The organism is Ureibacillus sinduriensis BLB-1 = JCM 15800 (assembly GCF_000772955.1).
GTDB classification, from domain to species: Bacteria; Bacillota; Bacilli; order Bacillales_A; family Planococcaceae; genus Ureibacillus; species Ureibacillus sinduriensis.
The window spans coordinates 35,274-52,171 of sequence record NZ_JPVO01000053.1 but is presented as its reverse complement, the minus strand read 5'-3'; the positions used below and the strand labels follow the sequence as shown (position 1 = coordinate 52,171).

Annotated in this window: 16 protein-coding genes; 2 read left to right on the top strand and 14 right to left on the bottom strand. The window is 40.2% G+C overall.

Annotated features, from left to right (window positions below; translation table 11 throughout):
- The first annotated feature begins 118 nt into the window (after nucleotides 1–118).
- Both CD33_RS12930 and pabB read left to right on the top strand, forming a co-directional pair.
- On the top strand, nucleotides 119–709 hold the full coding sequence (locus CD33_RS12930; protein ID WP_036201365.1) for an anthranilate synthase component II: 591 nt from the start codon (nucleotides 119–121) through the stop codon (nucleotides 707–709).
- A complete protein-coding gene (gene pabB, locus CD33_RS12925; RefSeq protein WP_036201364.1) occupies nucleotides 706–2,445 on the top strand; it encodes an aminodeoxychorismate synthase component I in 1,740 nt (579 codons plus the stop codon). The genes CD33_RS12930 and pabB overlap by 4 nt, the downstream gene beginning before the upstream one ends.
- A 79-nt stretch (nucleotides 2,446–2,524) precedes the next feature.
- On the opposite strand, the gene CD33_RS12920 is transcribed toward pabB, so the two are convergent.
- From CD33_RS12920 to CD33_RS12855, 14 genes are all read right to left on the bottom strand, one after another.
- Nucleotides 2,525–4,240 (bottom strand): GMC family oxidoreductase, encoded by a 1,716-nt coding sequence (locus CD33_RS12920; RefSeq protein WP_036201361.1) that lies wholly within the window; start codon nucleotides 4,238–4,240, stop codon nucleotides 2,525–2,527.
- A gap of 31 nt (nucleotides 4,241–4,271) precedes the next feature.
- Complete coding sequence (locus CD33_RS12915) at nucleotides 4,272–5,051, bottom strand: gluconate 2-dehydrogenase subunit 3 family protein (RefSeq protein WP_036201360.1); 780 nt, start codon at nucleotides 5,049–5,051, stop codon at nucleotides 4,272–4,274.
- 225 nt (nucleotides 5,052–5,276) lie between these two features.
- Nucleotides 5,277–5,618, bottom strand: a complete 342-nt coding sequence (locus CD33_RS12910; protein ID WP_036201359.1) for a hypothetical protein — start codon at nucleotides 5,616–5,618, stop codon at nucleotides 5,277–5,279.
- A 492-nt stretch (nucleotides 5,619–6,110) separates the two neighbouring features.
- Nucleotides 6,111–6,575, bottom strand: coding sequence for a peptidoglycan recognition protein family protein (locus CD33_RS12905; RefSeq protein WP_036201358.1), 465 nt, complete (start codon nucleotides 6,573–6,575; stop codon nucleotides 6,111–6,113).
- 47 nt (nucleotides 6,576–6,622) lie between these two features.
- The gene (locus CD33_RS12900) at nucleotides 6,623–7,201 is read right to left on the bottom strand and encodes a TetR/AcrR family transcriptional regulator (protein ID WP_036201356.1); all 579 of its coding nucleotides are present in this window, start codon (nucleotides 7,199–7,201) and stop codon (nucleotides 6,623–6,625) included.
- A gap of 37 nt (nucleotides 7,202–7,238) precedes the next feature.
- Nucleotides 7,239–8,414: a thiolase family protein gene (locus CD33_RS12895; protein ID WP_036201355.1), complete on the bottom strand. Its 1,176-nt coding sequence runs from the start codon at nucleotides 8,412–8,414 to the stop codon at nucleotides 7,239–7,241.
- Nucleotides 8,415–8,499: 85 nt separating this feature from the next.
- A complete protein-coding gene (locus tag CD33_RS12890) occupies nucleotides 8,500–8,898 on the bottom strand; it encodes a MaoC/PaaZ C-terminal domain-containing protein (RefSeq protein ID WP_036201353.1) in 399 nt (132 codons plus the stop codon).
- Nucleotides 8,895–9,344 carry a MaoC family dehydratase N-terminal domain-containing protein gene (locus CD33_RS12885; RefSeq protein ID WP_036201350.1) on the bottom strand — a complete coding sequence of 150 codons (450 nt, stop codon included), beginning with the start codon at nucleotides 9,342–9,344 and terminating at the stop codon, nucleotides 8,895–8,897. Before CD33_RS12885 ends, CD33_RS12890 begins: the two co-directional genes overlap by 4 nt.
- Nucleotides 9,345–9,362: 18 nt before the next feature.
- On the bottom strand, nucleotides 9,363–10,127 hold the full coding sequence (locus tag CD33_RS12880; protein WP_036201349.1) for a beta-ketoacyl-ACP reductase: 765 nt from the start codon (nucleotides 10,125–10,127) through the stop codon (nucleotides 9,363–9,365).
- Between the two features lie 96 nt (nucleotides 10,128–10,223).
- Entirely contained in the window at nucleotides 10,224–11,192 is a 969-nt protein-coding gene (locus CD33_RS12875) for an MBL fold metallo-hydrolase (protein WP_235863209.1), read from the bottom strand.
- Between the two features lie 101 nt (nucleotides 11,193–11,293).
- Nucleotides 11,294–12,916 carry an ABC transporter substrate-binding protein gene (locus CD33_RS12870; RefSeq protein WP_036201347.1) on the bottom strand — a complete coding sequence of 541 codons (1,623 nt, stop codon included), beginning with the start codon at nucleotides 12,914–12,916 and terminating at the stop codon, nucleotides 11,294–11,296.
- 40 nt (nucleotides 12,917–12,956) lie between these two features.
- Complete coding sequence (locus CD33_RS12865) at nucleotides 12,957–13,862, bottom strand: ABC transporter permease (RefSeq protein WP_235863197.1); 906 nt, start codon at nucleotides 13,860–13,862, stop codon at nucleotides 12,957–12,959.
- Between the two features lie 43 nt (nucleotides 13,863–13,905).
- A complete protein-coding gene (locus CD33_RS12860; RefSeq protein ID WP_036201345.1) occupies nucleotides 13,906–14,853 on the bottom strand; it encodes an ABC transporter permease in 948 nt (315 codons plus the stop codon).
- Entirely contained in the window at nucleotides 14,850–16,889 is a 2,040-nt protein-coding gene (locus tag CD33_RS12855) for an ABC transporter ATP-binding protein (RefSeq protein ID WP_036201344.1), read from the bottom strand. Before CD33_RS12855 ends, CD33_RS12860 begins: the two co-directional genes overlap by 4 nt.
- Between the last annotated feature and the right edge of the window lie 9 nt (nucleotides 16,890–16,898).

The window sequence follows — 16,898 nt, the reverse complement described above, 5'->3', positions numbered from 1 at the left end:
GGGGTTTTGATTATGAATTCCATTGATTTTTTCTATCTTCTCCTCAAATTCTTCGCATTTCCGTGCAGTTTCTTCTATAATGAATCATATTACTCACCTGGAAAGGAAGACTATTAAATTGATACTAGTCATTGATAATTATGATTCATTTACCTTTAATCTAGTGCAGTATATTCAATCAGTTGGTGAGGAAGTCGTAGTAGTTCGGAATGACGAGGTCAGCTTGCAAAACATAAGAGACATGCAGCCTGGTTCTATACTTCTATCGCCTGGACCTGGAAATCCGGATACTGCTGGAGTCTGTTTAAGTATAGTTAAAGAATTTCATCAAGAAATCCCCATTCTAGGAGTATGTCTTGGACACCAGATTATTGCACAGGCATTTGGCGGGAAGGTACATAAAGCAAGTAAACCGATGCATGGAAAAGTCGATGAAATCTTTCATGATGGAAGGCATATTTTCAGAAACATTCCTAACCCTGCACAGGTTACACGTTATCACTCATTGATAGTGGACGAATCGACACTACCAAGCTGTTTGGAAATTAGCGCCAAAACGGAGAGTGGAGAGGTAATGGCCATTCGACACAAACAATTTCCTATTGAAGGTGTACAATTTCATCCTGAAGCTATACTGACGGATAACGGACTTCAAATGATTCAAAACTTCTTTACTAATAGCAAAAGTAGGATAAGGATACCATCATGAAAATAGATTCTAATAAAGCACTATTATCATTCGAATTTGCTACTTCCGAAGGTGAAGTGCAACCGATAACATTCACTAACCCTTTAAAGATAATTGTTGCACATACAATAGATGAAATTCACCCAAGCTTTCAATTGATACAGGAAGCCGTCGAACAAGGGTATTATGCAGCTGGGTATGTATCCTATGAAAGTGCCCCTGCTTTTGATAAAGCCTTCCGAGTCAATCAAAAACCGAATATGCCATTATTATGGTTTGGGATTTTTTCGGAACCTGTTCATCAAAGTCTCGATACCCAAGGTCACTATACAAACTCAAAATGGACACCAAATATTTCAAGGGAACAATACGACAGCGCTATAGCATCCATTAGAACCTTGATTGAAGATGGGGATACATATCAAACAAATTATACAATCCGACTTGATTCACACTTTGACGGAGATGACATCGCCTTTTTCAATAAGTTGAAACATGCCCAGTCTTCAAATTATTGTGCATATATCAATACAGGTGAATTTAGTATTTTATCTGCATCTCCTGAACTTTTCTTTCATTTAAAGGATCGACAAATTACAACCCGTCCGATGAAAGGGACAATTGCTCGCGGCAAAACGGCGGCAGAAGATAAAGAGAATGCGAAATGGCTCTACGAATCCACAAAGAACCGTGCTGAAAATGTGATGATTGTGGATTTATTGCGAAATGATTTAAGCATGATTGCTGAACAAGGGTCCGTCCAAGTACCTAGGCTCTTTGAAATTGAACATTACCCTACTGTTCACCAAATGACTTCAACCATCACCGCGAATGTGAAGCCAAACACTACCTTTTTCGACTTGTTTAAAGCCCTTTTTCCTTGTGGTTCCATTACTGGGGCGCCGAAAATTAGTACAATGGAAATTATTTCACAACTAGAAACAACAGCAAGAGATGTATATTGTGGTGCGATTGGCTATATTTCACCGACACAAGAAGCAATCTTCAATGTCCCTATCCGGACAGTGGTCATCAACCAAAAGACTGGATCAGCAACATATGGTGTTGGCGGTGGCATCACATGGGATTCGACCGCTTCAGGGGAGTATGAGGAAGTTTTGACTAAAGCAAGTTTGCTTGACCAAGAGAAACCTAGTTTTGATATACTCGAAAGCATGCTTCTAACCGATGGAGAAATTTATTTGTTGGAAGAGCATCTTAATCGATTGGAGAATTCCTCCAACTTCTTTGGTTTTTCATTCAATCGCCATGAGGTGGAGAACAAACTCGATAGTTTTACAAATAAATATCCTGAAGGTAATTTTAAAATCCGCTTGCTTATGGCTCAATCGGGTCAAATCACAATCGAATCGCAACCAATTATTGTCCCTGCTGATCATAAAGTTGTTAAGTTGGCAAAGAGCCCAATCAGCAGAAAGAATGTGTACTATTACCACAAGACCACTCATCGCGATGTCTATAACAGATTCATGCAAGCCGAGGTTTTTGATGTGCTTTTATGGAATGAAGACGAAGAGCTTACTGAATTTACGAACGGCAATGTCGTTGTGGAAATCGATGGAACGCTTTACACCCCACCTGTTCACTGTGGGCTTCTTGGTGGAACTTTTCGTGAACATCTACTGAAGGAAAAGACCATTCAAGAAAAAGTGATAACTTTATCCGATTTAGCACGATGTTCAAAAATTTGGTTCATCAATAGTATACGGAGATGGGTCAAGGTAGAACTGATTTAATATGTAAGAAGAGAATGTTTTCTTAGGTGATCACATTCTCTTTTTATGTTCGTTTATTGTGGAGTTAGTACAGGATAGTTTATACTAAAGAACCACCATTTTTGAGATATAGGTCGATACCCTCTGCAGCACGGTAAGATAATGCCCCGACTGTTCCTGTTGGATTATATCCCGAGTTATGTGGGAAGGCACTAGCACCTGGGACGAATATATTTTCAAAATCCCACATTTGCAAATAACTGTTAAGTGCACTTGTTGAAGGATCGTCCCCCATAATTACGCCACCCGTATTATGTGTGGATTGATAAGGGACAATATTATAAGGTCCTTTTTCCTTCATTACGATAATTTCAGAAGCCCCCATTTCCTTCATTATTTCTTCGGTTTTGCTCGCCATGAATTTGGACATTTCGTTATCTTGTTCTTTAAAGTCATATGTCATGCGCAATAGAGGATTTCCAAATGCGTCTTTATAAGTTGGATCTAAATCCAAATAATGATAACGGAATGGCATTGAAGCTCCTTGTGCGTTAAATGAAATCGAACGGTTATGGTATTTAATCGATTCTTCCTTAAATTTCGCACCCCAGCTTGGAGTATCAGGCTTTACAGCATTATTTTGAATTGGTCGTTTCCCAAGTTGCCCTAAGAAGATATTGGCTCCATGAAGGAAATTCAAATTCGAATGATCGAAATTGTCGCCGTTGAATTCGTCCACACACATACCAAGTGAACCTGCACCTGCGTAAACGTTAAATTCGCGTTCCTCAAAGAAACCTGTAGTGGAGGCACACATATTCTGGTATGCATAATTTTTACCGATGACACCTGTACCGGTTTTTGGATCATATGGTTTCCCTATGCCTGATTGAAGCAGCAATCGAACGTTGTTCAATACATAACTTGTCACAGCCACTACTTCAGCTGGTTGAATGAACTCTTCACCAGATTGCACATCAATAAATCGAACACCGGTCGCTCGGTTCCCTTCATGCAGAATTTCTACAACATTTGCATGGGTACGTAAATCGAACTTTCCTGTACTTTCCGCTACTGGAAGAACCGTCACTGTCGGATCGGCTTTTGCCCCGTATTCACAACCGAAACGTTCGCAGAACCCACAATATTGACATGCCGCACGTGCAATCCCATCAGGGTTTGTATAGCTTTCTGATAGATTGGCGGATGGTTGTGTAAATGGTTTATACCCCAAGTTCTCGCAAGCTTCCTTGAATAGGGTCATTACGGGCGTATGTTTCATCGGTCCCGTTGGATATGGATTTGAACGTTTTCCGCCATGTGGATTTTCTTCGCCTGAAATACCCGCCATTTGGTCGAATTGATCAAAGTAAGGTTCCAGTTCATCGTAAGTGATACCCCAGTCCTGCAGCATCATATCCTCCGGAATTTTATCTTTCCCGTAGCGTTCTTCCGTCATGGTTCTTATTTGGAAGTCATACGGTAAAAATCGCCAAGTTTGTCCATTCCAATGGACACCCGAACCACCTAGATCGGTCCCTAATAAGAATGAACCATATTGGCGCATCGGAAGTGCACGCATTTTATCGTTGTTTCTGAATGTAATCGTTTCCTTGGATAAATCCTGCATCAAATCATAACGCAGGGCATAACGAAGCTCGTCATGCACCATGATGAAATCGGATGTTGAGCGACCTCTCCCACGTTCAAGTCCTACTACTTGATACCCTTTTTTCGTTAGCTCCGCAGCCAAAATACCGCCTGTCCAACCGACACCAATCAACACAACATCCGTTTTAGGTAATGTCGTAGCCATTTTTATATCACTCCTGTATTGTTCAATTCAATCAATGATTGTGTTGTGAGGATAAAGATTTTGGTTCAATTACCTCAAATTCCTCTTGTTCGATCATATTAAAGTAACTCATTTGGTGACCAGGGTATTTTTTCAATTCCCATCCAGCCATATTTGCATTGCCGCCATATAACGGATCAGCATATACGCCTTCAATTGTTGTGGAACGAAGTAAGTTAAAGAAGTAATTTGAAGAAACACCTTTCATCTCAACATTGCCGTCTTGGAAGTCGGTTAATACCGCATCTTGCTCTTCACCGGATAGTTCAACGAAAGACTTTTCATATTTTTCCTTGCTATGGTTTTCAATCGCTTGAAGTCCAACCGTGAATATTTCTTGTCGATTTAAGCTTCCTTGGTAACCTTGTGTTTCTTCACCCGGGTAGAATGGGCCCGACATATATTCTTTTGCATTCATTCCCCATCCGCTGGCTAGCTGATGGTCGATAAAGTATGCAACCAACAATTCTTGTGCACCTGGACCGTTATCGTCGGCCGGGAAAATTCTTTCAACCGCTGCATTGGCAATGTCGAATTGATTCGGTGTAAAGAACATAAGTGCAGCATTCGGATTGGCCTTCCCATCTCCTTGGGGAGTTGGTGCTTTCTTGGGATCTACCGTTGTTGTCGTCTCATTTGTTTCTCTGCCGATTAATGTTCCAACCGCACCACCGACAATTAACCCCCCGACTGTTAAACCGGAATTTTTCAGAAACGAGCGTCTGGATGTACGTTTTTCCAATAGTGGATCTTTTTTATCTTGATCTGCCATGAAGATACCTCCTAATTTAATTTAACTTTGAAATTTAAACCATTCTATTTACTTTTGGAAAAGTAATAAAAAAATATAGTTCATCTCTATTTTGTATCAAATTTTCTTTTTAATACTTTTTAATCCAAAATTTTAATGAAAAAGCCAAGTTTTATTAAAAAAATGTTCATTCGGAGAATTAATTGCAAAAAAAAAACGGCCACAAAGGGCCGAATGTATAAAAGTTTAGTCTGCTTCATTATTTGCATCATTATTTTGACCTTCGTCAGTAATACCTTGACCTCCGACATCATTCGTGACGGGTGGTTGTTGCTCGGAATTATCTCCTGTATTTCCTTCTGTTTCATCTTGCATTTGAGGGTCGGACGTTGAATTGTTATTATTGGCATTATCGTCTTGTCTTAACGACTTCTCTTGAACTTCTTCCAAGTCTTCCTCAATAACCTCCGTTGTTTCGTTAACATTATCACTTGTTTCCGATGTATTGTCTGATGTATTGTCTGTATTACATCCGACTAATGATAGCATGAGCATTAATACGAACGGTACATACCATAATTTTTTCACTGAAATAACCTCCATCATAATTTGGAATTATTATGTGAGCTTTTGGAGATATTATTCGTAAATTAATCAATTGAAGACAAATAATTCAGTAAAGACAAACAATCAGCTCAAAGAATAAAAACGACTCTAGAAAGCTAACAAAGCCACTTCTCCCAATATCGGATTTCGTGCATAAAAGTAACCAACCAATAGCAGGAGGAAGAAAAGGATAAATGCAATAAGATTTCGTTTCTTCACACTATAAGCCCCTTTAATATTTTTCTGGATATCGCTCAACTTCCATATACTACATATTTCTATAAAATTCTTCGCTATTCCTTTAATTTCTACAAAAAGAAACTAAAATACTTCAGCTTTTTCAAATTTAAATCATCTTTCCATATCACCAAGAGATGAACTACATAATCAATATTAAATATCTACCAACCATTATAATTATCAGTTATGCCACTACATAAAAAAACCTCGCCAGTTATTAACTGACGAGCTCTACTATTGCATATATTCCATCAATTGCTTTCTCACCTCATCCATTTCAATCAACCTGCCCGGACAGCTTTTTTGGACTCCTTCAAGTTCACGGTGCCCCAACACCCGATCAGGTTGTAAATGGTATAGTTTCAACATAAAGCTGCTTAGCCAAAATAGGGATGACCATTGTTCAGTTGTAGGTATTTCTTTATCAAAGTCGCCTGTCATACAGATACCAATGGAAGTTCGATTATATCCATAGGCATGTGCGCCCACATGTTGCCCTCTTCCTTCAATAATGGATCCATTTTTTTCTATGAAATAGTTATAGCCTATCCCGCTCCAACCGCGTTCTTTTTGATGGAATTCATGACATTCTTCCGCCGACATATGCTCCCTCGAAGTATGATGAACGATTATACTTTGTATGGATTCTAATGGTAGTAATGGTTCTATAAATTGAAAGTTCCTTTGTATAATTTTCATGTATCACCTGTCGCAATTGTTAGTAAGAATTTCTTTGTTCAACTATATCATGTACGATTTGCATCTAATTTTATTCCATTTAAAATCAAATCCATATAAATATTGACAAGTTCTTCTTCCGACACTTCACCTTCCGGATTATACCAATTGTAAGAACGGTTAACCATGCCTAAAATTCCAAAAATAACGATATCATTTTTTAGATTTTCCCTGAATTCCCCTTTTTCTTTCCCCTCAACGATCAATTTTTGCAAATTGAGGCGAAATTCCTTTCTATAAACATTCACTGACTTTACTTGCTCTTGGTCCAGATGGCGAACCTCTCTATTAAATACCCTTGCACTTTTCCCATGAACTTTTATATTCTTGATAATTAAGTATATTAGCCTATTCAGCTTCTCCTTACAGCTAATATATTCATCATTTAGAATGACTTCTTGTTCTTTCAGAAGTTCCTTAATATAATTTAAGTGTATATCCCTCAATAATTCCTGTTTGCTTTTGAAGTAATAATAGAAGGTACCCTTCGTCACTCCAATTGTATCAACAATATCTTGTATGGAAGTTTTACTGAAACCCTTCTTGTCGAAAAGATCTATACTTTCTTTTATAATTCTTCCTCTCATATTAGTGTTCCCTTCAAAAACAGATTTCACTGCATCTCTAATTCAACTCCCTTTCAATCACTAAAGAGATTCCTTGTCCTCCACCAATACAGGCTGTGATCAATGCAAATTGTCCAGCACTACGTTTTAATTCGTAAACTGCTTTTGTTATTAAAATAGCCCCCGTTGCTCCAAGAGGATGTCCATGGGCAATTGCGCCACCATTGACATTAAGTTTCTCCGGGTCGAATGCCAATTCACGATCACAAGCAATCACTTGTGCAGCAAATGCTTCATTTAATTCAATGATATCCATATCAGACAATGAGAGGCCAAGCTTCTCCATTAATTTCTTTGTGGCTGGCACAGGTCCAATTCCCATAATATTGGGGTCAACACCTGCAACAGTCGATCCTTTAATTGTTGCTAATGGCTGGATCCCTAATTCCTCTGCTTTTTCCCGCGACATGATGACTAATGCAGACGCCGCATCATTCAATCCGGAGCTGCTTCCTGCCGTTACAGTACCATCCCGTTGGAAAGCAGGCGGCAATTTGGCCAGGGCTGCTAAAGTCGTATTGGGACGTGGATGTTCGTCCTTGTTAAAGAGCATTGGTTCTCCTTTTCGCACCGGTATACTAATCGTTACGATTTGTTCATCGAAACGTCCTTCCTCAACCGCTCTCGCCATTCGCTGCTGACTTTTCAATGAGTATTCATCCTGCTCTTTTCTTGTAATTTCGTATTTTTTTGCCAAATTTTCAGCGGTAGTCCCCATTGCAGGGTTGCCTATTTCCTCAGGAGCAAGCAGTGTTTTGCGATACTTCGGGGGAATGGAACTATAAGCTTGTTCCGGACGTTCATATTGGTATGGGGCACGACTCATACTTTCAATACCGCCAGCAACATAAATATCACCCGCCCCCGATTGAATTGCCTGGGCGGCAAGAGCAACCGCATTAATACCAGATCCACATTGACGATCGACGGTCAAGCCCGGAATGTTGACAGATAGGCCACCTTGCAGAGCGGTCAATCTGGCAATATTGCCACCACCGCTCAGGACATTCCCTAAAATGACATCATCGATTAATTCAGGATCTAGGTTTATACGCTTGATCGCTTCTTTAATTACTTCCCCACCATAAATATGTGCTGGAATACTTGCCAATGCTCCACCTTGTTTGCCGATTGCTGTTCGAACAGCCGATACAATTACAGCGTCTCTTTTCATTAATTCCTTCCCTTCGATTATTCATTTTGAAAAAAAAGGATTTGCCTCTTATATTTAATTTAAGAATGAGACAAACCCTCCTCTATTAATAAAGTTCAAATGTAATTTTTCCCTTGACCACATCTTTTTGTTTTTGGTTAATGGCACTGACATCGAATGTTAAAAGCTGCCCGGTTTTGTCGACCATTTGTGCTTTTAGGGTCAGAACATCCTCTAGAAATACCATTCCAGAAAACCGAATATTGTAATCGCTAATAAATCCCTCTTCGTAATACGGGGTAAATAATTTGGCCAGGTTCCCCATCGTCCACATACCATGGGCAATAATCCCTGGTAAACCTGCCTTCTTCGCCTCTTCATCAATTGTGTGAATCGGATTGAAATCACCTGAAGAGCCAGCGTATTTAATCAGATCGATTCGCGATACAGGTTGAAGGGTTGCCTCAAGGGTTTCCCCGATATTTATCTTATTCAAAACCGTCATACGTTTAAGGACCTCCTTACTGTTTCGGTAATTATAGTTATGGACTCTTCCGTAAAAATTAGTTGCCCATGTGAATCTTCACCATATCTTTTCATTTTCAGGAAACCCATTTTCCCTGTACTACCTTCTTTTTCATAGTAATCTTCTATTTTCGAATAACAAAAGACTTCTTCGCCTACCAGCAGAGGTCGCTTATAATGATAGATTTGCTCTCCGTGTATCAATCCCTTTAAAGGCAATTTTAGTCCCTCGATCGACCCCGATCTTAACACCCTTGGAAATGTAGGAGGTGCGATATTCGCTCCAAATCTTGATTGTCTCCCGAACTCCTCATCAATATAGATTGGATGAGCATCACCGATGGACTCCGCAAAGCGTCTAACCAATTCTCTTTCGATAACATTTCTTGTTTTGCTTGAAGTTAGACCAATATATTCTCTAAACATATTCGACACTCCTTTCCATTAATTCGTTGGTCCGCCAGCTACGTACAATACTTGACCATTTACGAAAGAAGATTTTTCATCTGCAAAGAAGGCAACCGCATTTGCGATATCATCGGGCATACCCGTTCTGCCGACCGGAATCCTGCTTGCAGCGCCTTTCAAGAAATCTTCAAAAGGTACACCCATTCTTGCAGCTGTCGCTTTCGTCATATCTGTTTCGATAAAACCGGGTGCAACGGCATTTGTTGTAATCCCAAACTTTCCAAGCTCTTTGGCGAGCGTTTTTGTTAATCCTTGCAAACCGGCTTTTACCGTAGAGTAATTTGCCTGACCAGGATTGCCGAGAGCTGAAGTTGAAGATATATTGATTATCCTTCCGTACTTTTGCTGAACCATATGTTTCTGTGCCGCCCGGGTAGTATTAAATGCGCCCTTTAGATGAACGTCAATCACTTGATCCCAATCGCTGTCACTCATTTTGAATAATAAGTTATCCCGGATAATCCCTGCGTTATTGACTAAAATATCAAGGGAACCATATCCCGCTATTACTTGCTCCATTGCCGCTTCCACTTCATCGGTTTTCACGACATTTGCTTGGATAGCCAAAATATCAATACCCTTTTCCTGAAACTCGGAACGCACTTCTGCCAAAGCTTCTTCATTTATATCAATGATAGCTATTTTAGCCCCTTCTTTTGCAAAAGTTTCCGCAATGCTCTTGCCTATCCCGCGACTGCCCCCTGTAATAAATGCCACTCTATTATCAAATCTTCCATTCATCTCTCTTTCCTCCCACATCTATACTAAAATTATGTCCTAACATTCTATTAGTAGTTTTAGAGAATTATTCAGTCCTGCAAAATATTTTTAAACTTTTCATTGTTCATTTACTAAACGGTATATATTCACGCCATTTTGTTTTTCTGCCGTCACAACTTTTCGCTCTAGTAATAAATCCAGTACACTTACGATTTCAAACACGAATGTGATAACAGCCCTCTCATATCTTCCACGGTACATGTCTTGTATGATTTCAAAACCCGTTGCCGACCCATTCGCTTTTTTCAGTGTATTGATTACACGACCTGCACGGTTCTCAATATTTCTTATATGGCCATCAATTGCTTCATTAAGATTATCAATGACAGGACCGTGTCCCGAATAAGTTATTTTCGCAGGAAGTTCCCTGCATTTCTCCAAGTTATTCAAGTATTGCAACAACGGTTTTGCCCTTTCATTTCCTATAACAGGAGCATCCAAAAAAATACCGCCATGTACTCCCTTAATAATATTGTCCCCGCAAAGAAACACTTGTTCCTCAGCGTTATAAAATGAGATATGATCTTGTGAATGTCCTGGCGTTTCTATTACTTGAAAAGAAGATAAACCCGGTATCAAATCTCCTTCCTTGAGAACCCCATCCACATGGGCGATTTCAAAGTAATCACGATGACCTTTCCGATATGCCCACTCGATCGCCATTTCCTTTGTCAAACCGAATTCGATGAATAACTTTTCAAAAAATTCACAGCTCCGTTCCAAGTAGCTTTCATCTTTTAATATCGTTTCAGTATCTTTGTGGGCATAAATGGGAATGGATGGATTCTCCTGGAGTATCCAATCAACCATACCCGTATGATCGTTGTGATGATGTGTTAATACGATTTGCTCAATATCAGAAATGCTGATGCCTACTCGGTGCAGACCTTTGTTCAAATCTTTCCAGCCCTGTTCATTTTTCAACCCGGCATCGACAAGGGTTATTTTCTCTCCAAAGACAATATATGAATATACTGGACCAATCGGAAAATTGGTTGTCAGCTCCAATCTTTCAATTCTTTGCAACTCACTCAATCCCTCTTTTGTAAGAATATGTTCTCGAATACCATTATTGGAATCTAGTAATTAAACAAACACTAGATGCTTTCATCCAATAGATCTGGATATTATTTATCTAGCCAAACATCTTTTAAATACCCGTATCCATATGAGGCATGAGGATAAGAATCTTTTATATAAGCATGTCTCGGAGTCTTTGTATAATAAGTAGAAAGTGGTACCGGATTAACCAAGTTTTCTAAAACATACCGTTGGATTTCATAAACATATTGTTTTCGTTCTTCAACGTCCAAGATGAGTCTTTGTTCATCCAGCATTTTGTCTAATTCCGGATCGCTTATGTTGTACCAGTTCCGTGATCCGTTCGTGTGCAACTGAGTGCGAAGCCACTCATCGGGTTCCTGGAAATAAGTTTGATATCCCACACCCATGTCATAATCTGCGTTTGGCCATCTTTCCGAGAAGTAAGTAGCATATTCCACAATTTCCATTTCGACATTAATGCCGATAGTCCTTAAATCTTCCGCCACCCATTGAGCAACACGCACCAATTGTTCGCCATATCCATTCGTTACAATCATCGTAGTATCAAAGCCATTTGGATAACCAGCTTCGGAAAGAAGCTTCTTGGCTTCCTCTGGGTTATACGGCAGTAAGGCTTCCCTTTCTTCCAAAGGCAATGCCCAATCCCCTAAAGATGGGTTGACGGGACCACTCGTTTCTCCGCCTCCATAAATGGCATCCACCATCGATTGCCGATCGACGGCCATACTGATCGCTTTTCGAACTTTTATATCATTAAACGGTTCTCTTTCCATATTCATATATAATTGCTCCTGAGTTGCAAACAATGCTTCAAAAATTTCGGTATCAGGATTTGTTTTTTGAAGCTGGGTAAGCTGCTCAGGCGATAATGCACCGATGGCATCCGCTTGCCCTGTTCGAAAAGCTGCAATACGGGAACCTTGGTCAGGAACAACTTTATAAATCACTTGATCTAAATAAGGCTTTCCTTCTTCGTAATATTTTGGATTTTTTGTATACGTCGCCTGCACATTATCTTCCCACTCTTCCAAGACAAACGGCCCAGTACCAATGGCATCAGTAGCTAAATCCACTTTTCCATCCACCGCTTCTTTCGGTAAAATCCACATGAAATGGTTCGCCATAAAGTTTAAAAATGGAGCGAAAGGTTGTTTTAGGGTAAAAACCACTGTTTGAGCATCTTCGGCTACAATGCTTTCCACTTCTGAAAGGATTGCCGCTTGATGACCTGGTAAATTAATGATTCTTTCCATTGTCGCTACAACATCTTCTGCTGTAACCTGCCTTCCATTTACAGGTTCTTTATCATGCCAATAGGCCTCCCGTAAAAAGAACTTGTATACTTTCCCGTCTTCGGAAATCTCCCATCGTTCCGCAAGGTCCGGCACCACATTGTAGTCGGTGTAATCCACCCCCGGCCCTGTCTCATAGGAAACTAACTTGTTGTATACTAAACCTGCCATCATATGCGTATAAATCGATGATTGTTTATGTGGATCGAGCATATCCGGATCAGCAGCAGATAGAATCGTATATGTTCCACCGCTTTTAGGTTCCGAGTTTTCCGTTCCCGGACTTTCTGTTGTTGTTTCATCCTTCGTTGCATCAGATGAGCATGCACTGATTATCAGCATTAATAATCCTAAAACGACTAGGCTTGCGATCAATTTCAGCTTTTTATCCATAACCATTCCCTCCCATGAAATCATAATCACTTTTTGATGGCTAAGACATCTTTGGATCGAGGAAATCACGAAGTGCATCCCCAAATAAGTTAAAAGCCAATACCAATATACTTAATGCCAAGCCAGGGAAAAGAACCAGCCAAGGAGCGCTTTCCATATACATACTGGCATCACTAAGCATCAAACCCCATGAAGGGTTTGGTGGCGGTGTTCCAATTCCAAGAAAACTAAGTGATGCTTCCGCAATGATTGTCTGACCAAAAGCAAGACTTGCCATGACAATAATCGGTGCCATCATATTGGGCAGCCCATGTTTCATGATGATCCTAAAAGAACTTGCCCCTACTGAACGAGATGCTTCCACAAAATTCGATTCACGAATCCTTAGCATTTCACCCCTGACAATCCTGGAAAATCGGGGTACTTCTATAATGACAAGTGCGATAATCACATTTTGAATTGCAGGTCCCAATAATGCCGCAATAAATAAGGCTAATATTAATGCCGGGACGGACATAATCGCATCCATGATCCTTTGGATGATCATATCAACAATTCCGCCGAAGTAACCTGATATCATTCCAATCAGCGTTCCCAGTATGATGGAGATAACCACTGTTACAATTCCAACGAGCAATGATATCCGGGATCCATAAACGAGGCGGCTGAATACGTCGCGCCCCAAATCATCAGTTCCCATTACATGCTGTGAGTTCGGAGCTGCCAGAAATGCAGCACGATCCTGACTAATTGGGTCAAACGGCGCGATGATTGGGGCAATAATTGCAACCGCCACCACGATCAGGATGATCAAGAGTGACACAAAACCAATTTTTTGAGTGATAATAAAGCGTTTGCAGTCCTCTATGAATTTTTTCAAATGCAAATTCCTGCCCGCCTTTATCCTCCTATTTGGCAATTCAGAGTCTAATTGTACTTGGGACATGACAATCACTTCCTTTTCTGAAACAAGAATATTTAGGGAAAGATTATTTCGCTCTAATTCGTGGATCTACCCATCCATACATAACATCCACAACCAGGTTGACTAACAAAAACATTGCACCGAACACCAACACAGTCGATTGTACAATTGGGTAATCCCTTACTAATACCGATTCAAAGATCAAACTACCTAGTCCTGGAAGGGCAAAAATCGATTCAAGCACCACCGTGCCCCCAAGCAGATAACCAATTTGCAAACCGATCAATGTAATAACCGAGACCAATGAATTTCTTAAAGCATGTTTGAATATAACAATGCCCTCTTTTGCCCCCTTAGCGCGCACTGTTCTGATGAATTCGGAATGCAATACTTCAAGTACAGCAGATCTGGTCATCCGAACAATACTCGCGCTAAGGGTAATTGCTAAACAGATTGCCGGTAAAAACATTTGCTGCATATTAACAAAAGGATTTTCCATAAAAGATTGGTAACCTAAAGGGGGAATCCAATTCAAAGCCAAGGACAACACGGTTAACAGTATCAATCCCAACCAAAAGTTTGGAATCGATAATCCCCCTATTGAAATGACTTTCAGAAAGTGATCGATAAAAGTATTTTGTTTGACAGCCGAAATAACCCCGATCGGTATTCCGATGATGATGGCCAAAACTATGGACATTACTGCCAATTGGATTGTCACGGGCAATCTATCCAAAATAATTTCCGAAACTTGCTGACCGGACCAAAGGGAATTTCCTAAATTTCCTTGCACCGCATCCTTTATCCAATCAATCAATTGCCCAAGTACACTTTTATCCAGTCCCATCTCCGCCTTCAATGCGTCCATCTGTTCAGCTGTAGCCCCTGAATTCGCCAGTTGGAGAGTGACAACATCACCTGGTACTGCTCTCATGATAATAAAGATAAAAGCGGTCATGATTAATAGTACGAATATTCCAAAAATTAAACGCCTAACAATATATTCAATCATGCCCTATTCTCCTTCCTATAGAGATGACATGAAACTGTATGGCCTTCCTTAATGACTCTTAATTCCGGTTTCTGTTGCTTGCAAACGTCCATTGCAGCAGGACATCTTGTATGGAATTTACAGCCACTTGGCGGATTTGATGGACTTGGCACTTCCCCGCTTAGAATGATTCTCTCATTTTTTATATCGGGATTTGGGATGGGAACGGCTGAAATTAGTGCTTTTGCATAGGGATGCAATGGTTCTTTAAATAGCGTTTGTGAATCCGTCACTTCCACAATTTCGCCTAAATACATAACCGCAATCCTATCGGAGATATATTTGACCACATTTAAATCATGTGAAATAAACAAATAGGAGAGCCCCAGTTTTAGCTGTAGATCTTTTAAGAGATTTAGAATTTGCGCTTGAACAGATACATCTAATGCAGACACTGCTTCATCGCAAATCAAAAGGTCAGGTTCGGTTGCCAATGCTCTGGCGATACCGATTCTTTGTCGCTGCCCTCCCGAAAATTGATGAGGGAATTTATGCATATCATTTTTAGATAGACCCACTAATTCAAGAAGTTCAGCCACGCGTTGACGTTTCATGGGACCTTTTGCTAAATTGTGCACTTCCAAAGGCTCCCCGATAATATCCAAGATGGTCATTCTTGGATTTAATGAGCTATAAGGATCTTGAAAGACAAATTGAATTCGTTTCCTAATCCCTTTTTTATCTTTTCGATTGGCACTTGATAATTGTTTTCCATCGAAGTTGACTTCACCGTCAGTAGAGTCAATGAGCCCCGTTATCAGGCGGCCGACAGTGGATTTCCCGCATCCTGATTCTCCAACTAGTCCAAGGATTTCACCTTTATTAATAGTGAGCGATACATCATCAACGGCTTTCACATGACCTATCGTTCTCGACAAGATCCCTTTCGTAATCGGGAAGTATTTTTGCAAATTGCTAACATCTAGTAACAATTGTTTGTTTAGCAAGTGCTCGTTAATTTCGAAGTTGAACTCTTGTTCTTCTATTAAAGCCGGGATTTCCCTCTTACTCTGGATATTCGGATCTGCAATCCAGCATTTGCTCACACGATTGCTGGCCACCTCAAAAAGCGGAGGTTCTTCACTTTTACACTTCTCTGTCGCCAGTGGACATCTTGGATGAAAGCGACAGCCGGAAGGAGTTTCTTTTAAACTTGGAACATTCCCTTTAATAGTTTGAAGTCTTCGGTTTTTATCCGTATCGATTTTGGGGATGCTTTTCATTAATGCCTCTGTATAAGGATGTTGTGGTTTATGAAATAACTCCTTGACATGTGCCTGCTCAACCACTTGCCCTGCATAAACAACCACCACTTTATCCGCCATTTCCGCCACCACACCTAAATCATGTGTAACAAGAATAATTGCTGTTCCAAATTGCGATTGCAGATCCTTCAACAATTGCATAATCTGTGCCTGCACTGTTACATCGAGAGCAGTGGTAGGCTCATCAGCAATGATTAAATTCGGTCTGCACGCAAGAGCGATGGCAATCATCACCCTTTGTCTTTGCCCACCGGATAGTTGATGAGGATAGGCATCAATTCGACTTTCCGGATCTGGTAATCCAACAAGCTTAAGCAATTCAAGTGCCCTGTTCCGCAGTTCACCTTTGCTCAGGTCTTCATGGATTTTAATCGTCTCAATAATCTGATCCCCGATGGTATAGACAGGGTCCAGACATGTCATTGGATCCTGGAAAATCATTGCAATCTCTTTGCCTCGAATTTTTCTAATTTTCTCATTGCTTAAATCTTTCAAATTAAGATCATTAAATAATATCTTTCCTGATATAACTTCGCCATTGCCATCGAGTAATCTTAATATGGATAGTGCGGATACACTTTTACCAGATCCTGATTCACCAACAATAGCGACTGTCTCACCTTTTGATATACTGAAAGAGACACCATCAACAGCCTCTAAATTTCCTGTTCTTGTTTTAAAAACTGTTTTCATTTGCTCGACTTGCAAAAGAGTGTTGGAGTCTTGGACCATCGAATTCCT

Bases quoted from the DNA above. Each gene is read 5' to 3' on its own strand.
- pabB (WP_036201364.1), top strand. From the start codon at position 706: ATGAAAATAGATTCTAATAAAGCACTATTATCATTCGAATTTGCTACT.
- CD33_RS12920 (WP_036201361.1), bottom strand. From the start codon at position 4,240: ATGGCTACGACATTACCTAAAACGGATGTTGTGTTGATTGGTGTCGGT.
- CD33_RS12915 (WP_036201360.1), bottom strand. From the start codon at position 5,051: ATGGCAGATCAAGATAAAAAAGATCCACTATTGGAAAAACGTACATCC.
- CD33_RS12905 (WP_036201358.1), bottom strand. From the start codon at position 6,575: ATGAAAATTATACAAAGGAACTTTCAATTTATAGAACCATTACTACCA.
- CD33_RS12900 (WP_036201356.1), bottom strand. From the start codon at position 7,201: ATGAGAGGAAGAATTATAAAAGAAAGTATAGATCTTTTCGACAAGAAG.
- CD33_RS12895 (WP_036201355.1), bottom strand. From the start codon at position 8,414: ATGAAAAGAGACGCTGTAATTGTATCGGCTGTTCGAACAGCAATCGGC.
- CD33_RS12890 (WP_036201353.1), bottom strand. From the start codon at position 8,898: ATGACGGTTTTGAATAAGATAAATATCGGGGAAACCCTTGAGGCAACC.
- CD33_RS12885 (WP_036201350.1), bottom strand. From the start codon at position 9,344: ATGTTTAGAGAATATATTGGTCTAACTTCAAGCAAAACAAGAAATGTT.
- CD33_RS12880 (WP_036201349.1), bottom strand. From the start codon at position 10,127: ATGAATGGAAGATTTGATAATAGAGTGGCATTTATTACAGGGGGCAGT.
- CD33_RS12870 (WP_036201347.1), bottom strand. From the start codon at position 12,916: ATGGATAAAAAGCTGAAATTGATCGCAAGCCTAGTCGTTTTAGGATTA.
- CD33_RS12865 (WP_235863197.1), bottom strand. From the start codon at position 13,862: ATGTCCCAAGTACAATTAGACTCTGAATTGCCAAATAGGAGGATAAAG.
- CD33_RS12860 (WP_036201345.1), bottom strand. From the start codon at position 14,853: ATGATTGAATATATTGTTAGGCGTTTAATTTTTGGAATATTCGTACTA.
- CD33_RS12855 (WP_036201344.1), bottom strand. From the start codon at position 16,889: ATGGTCCAAGACTCCAACACTCTTTTGCAAGTCGAGCAAATGAAAACA.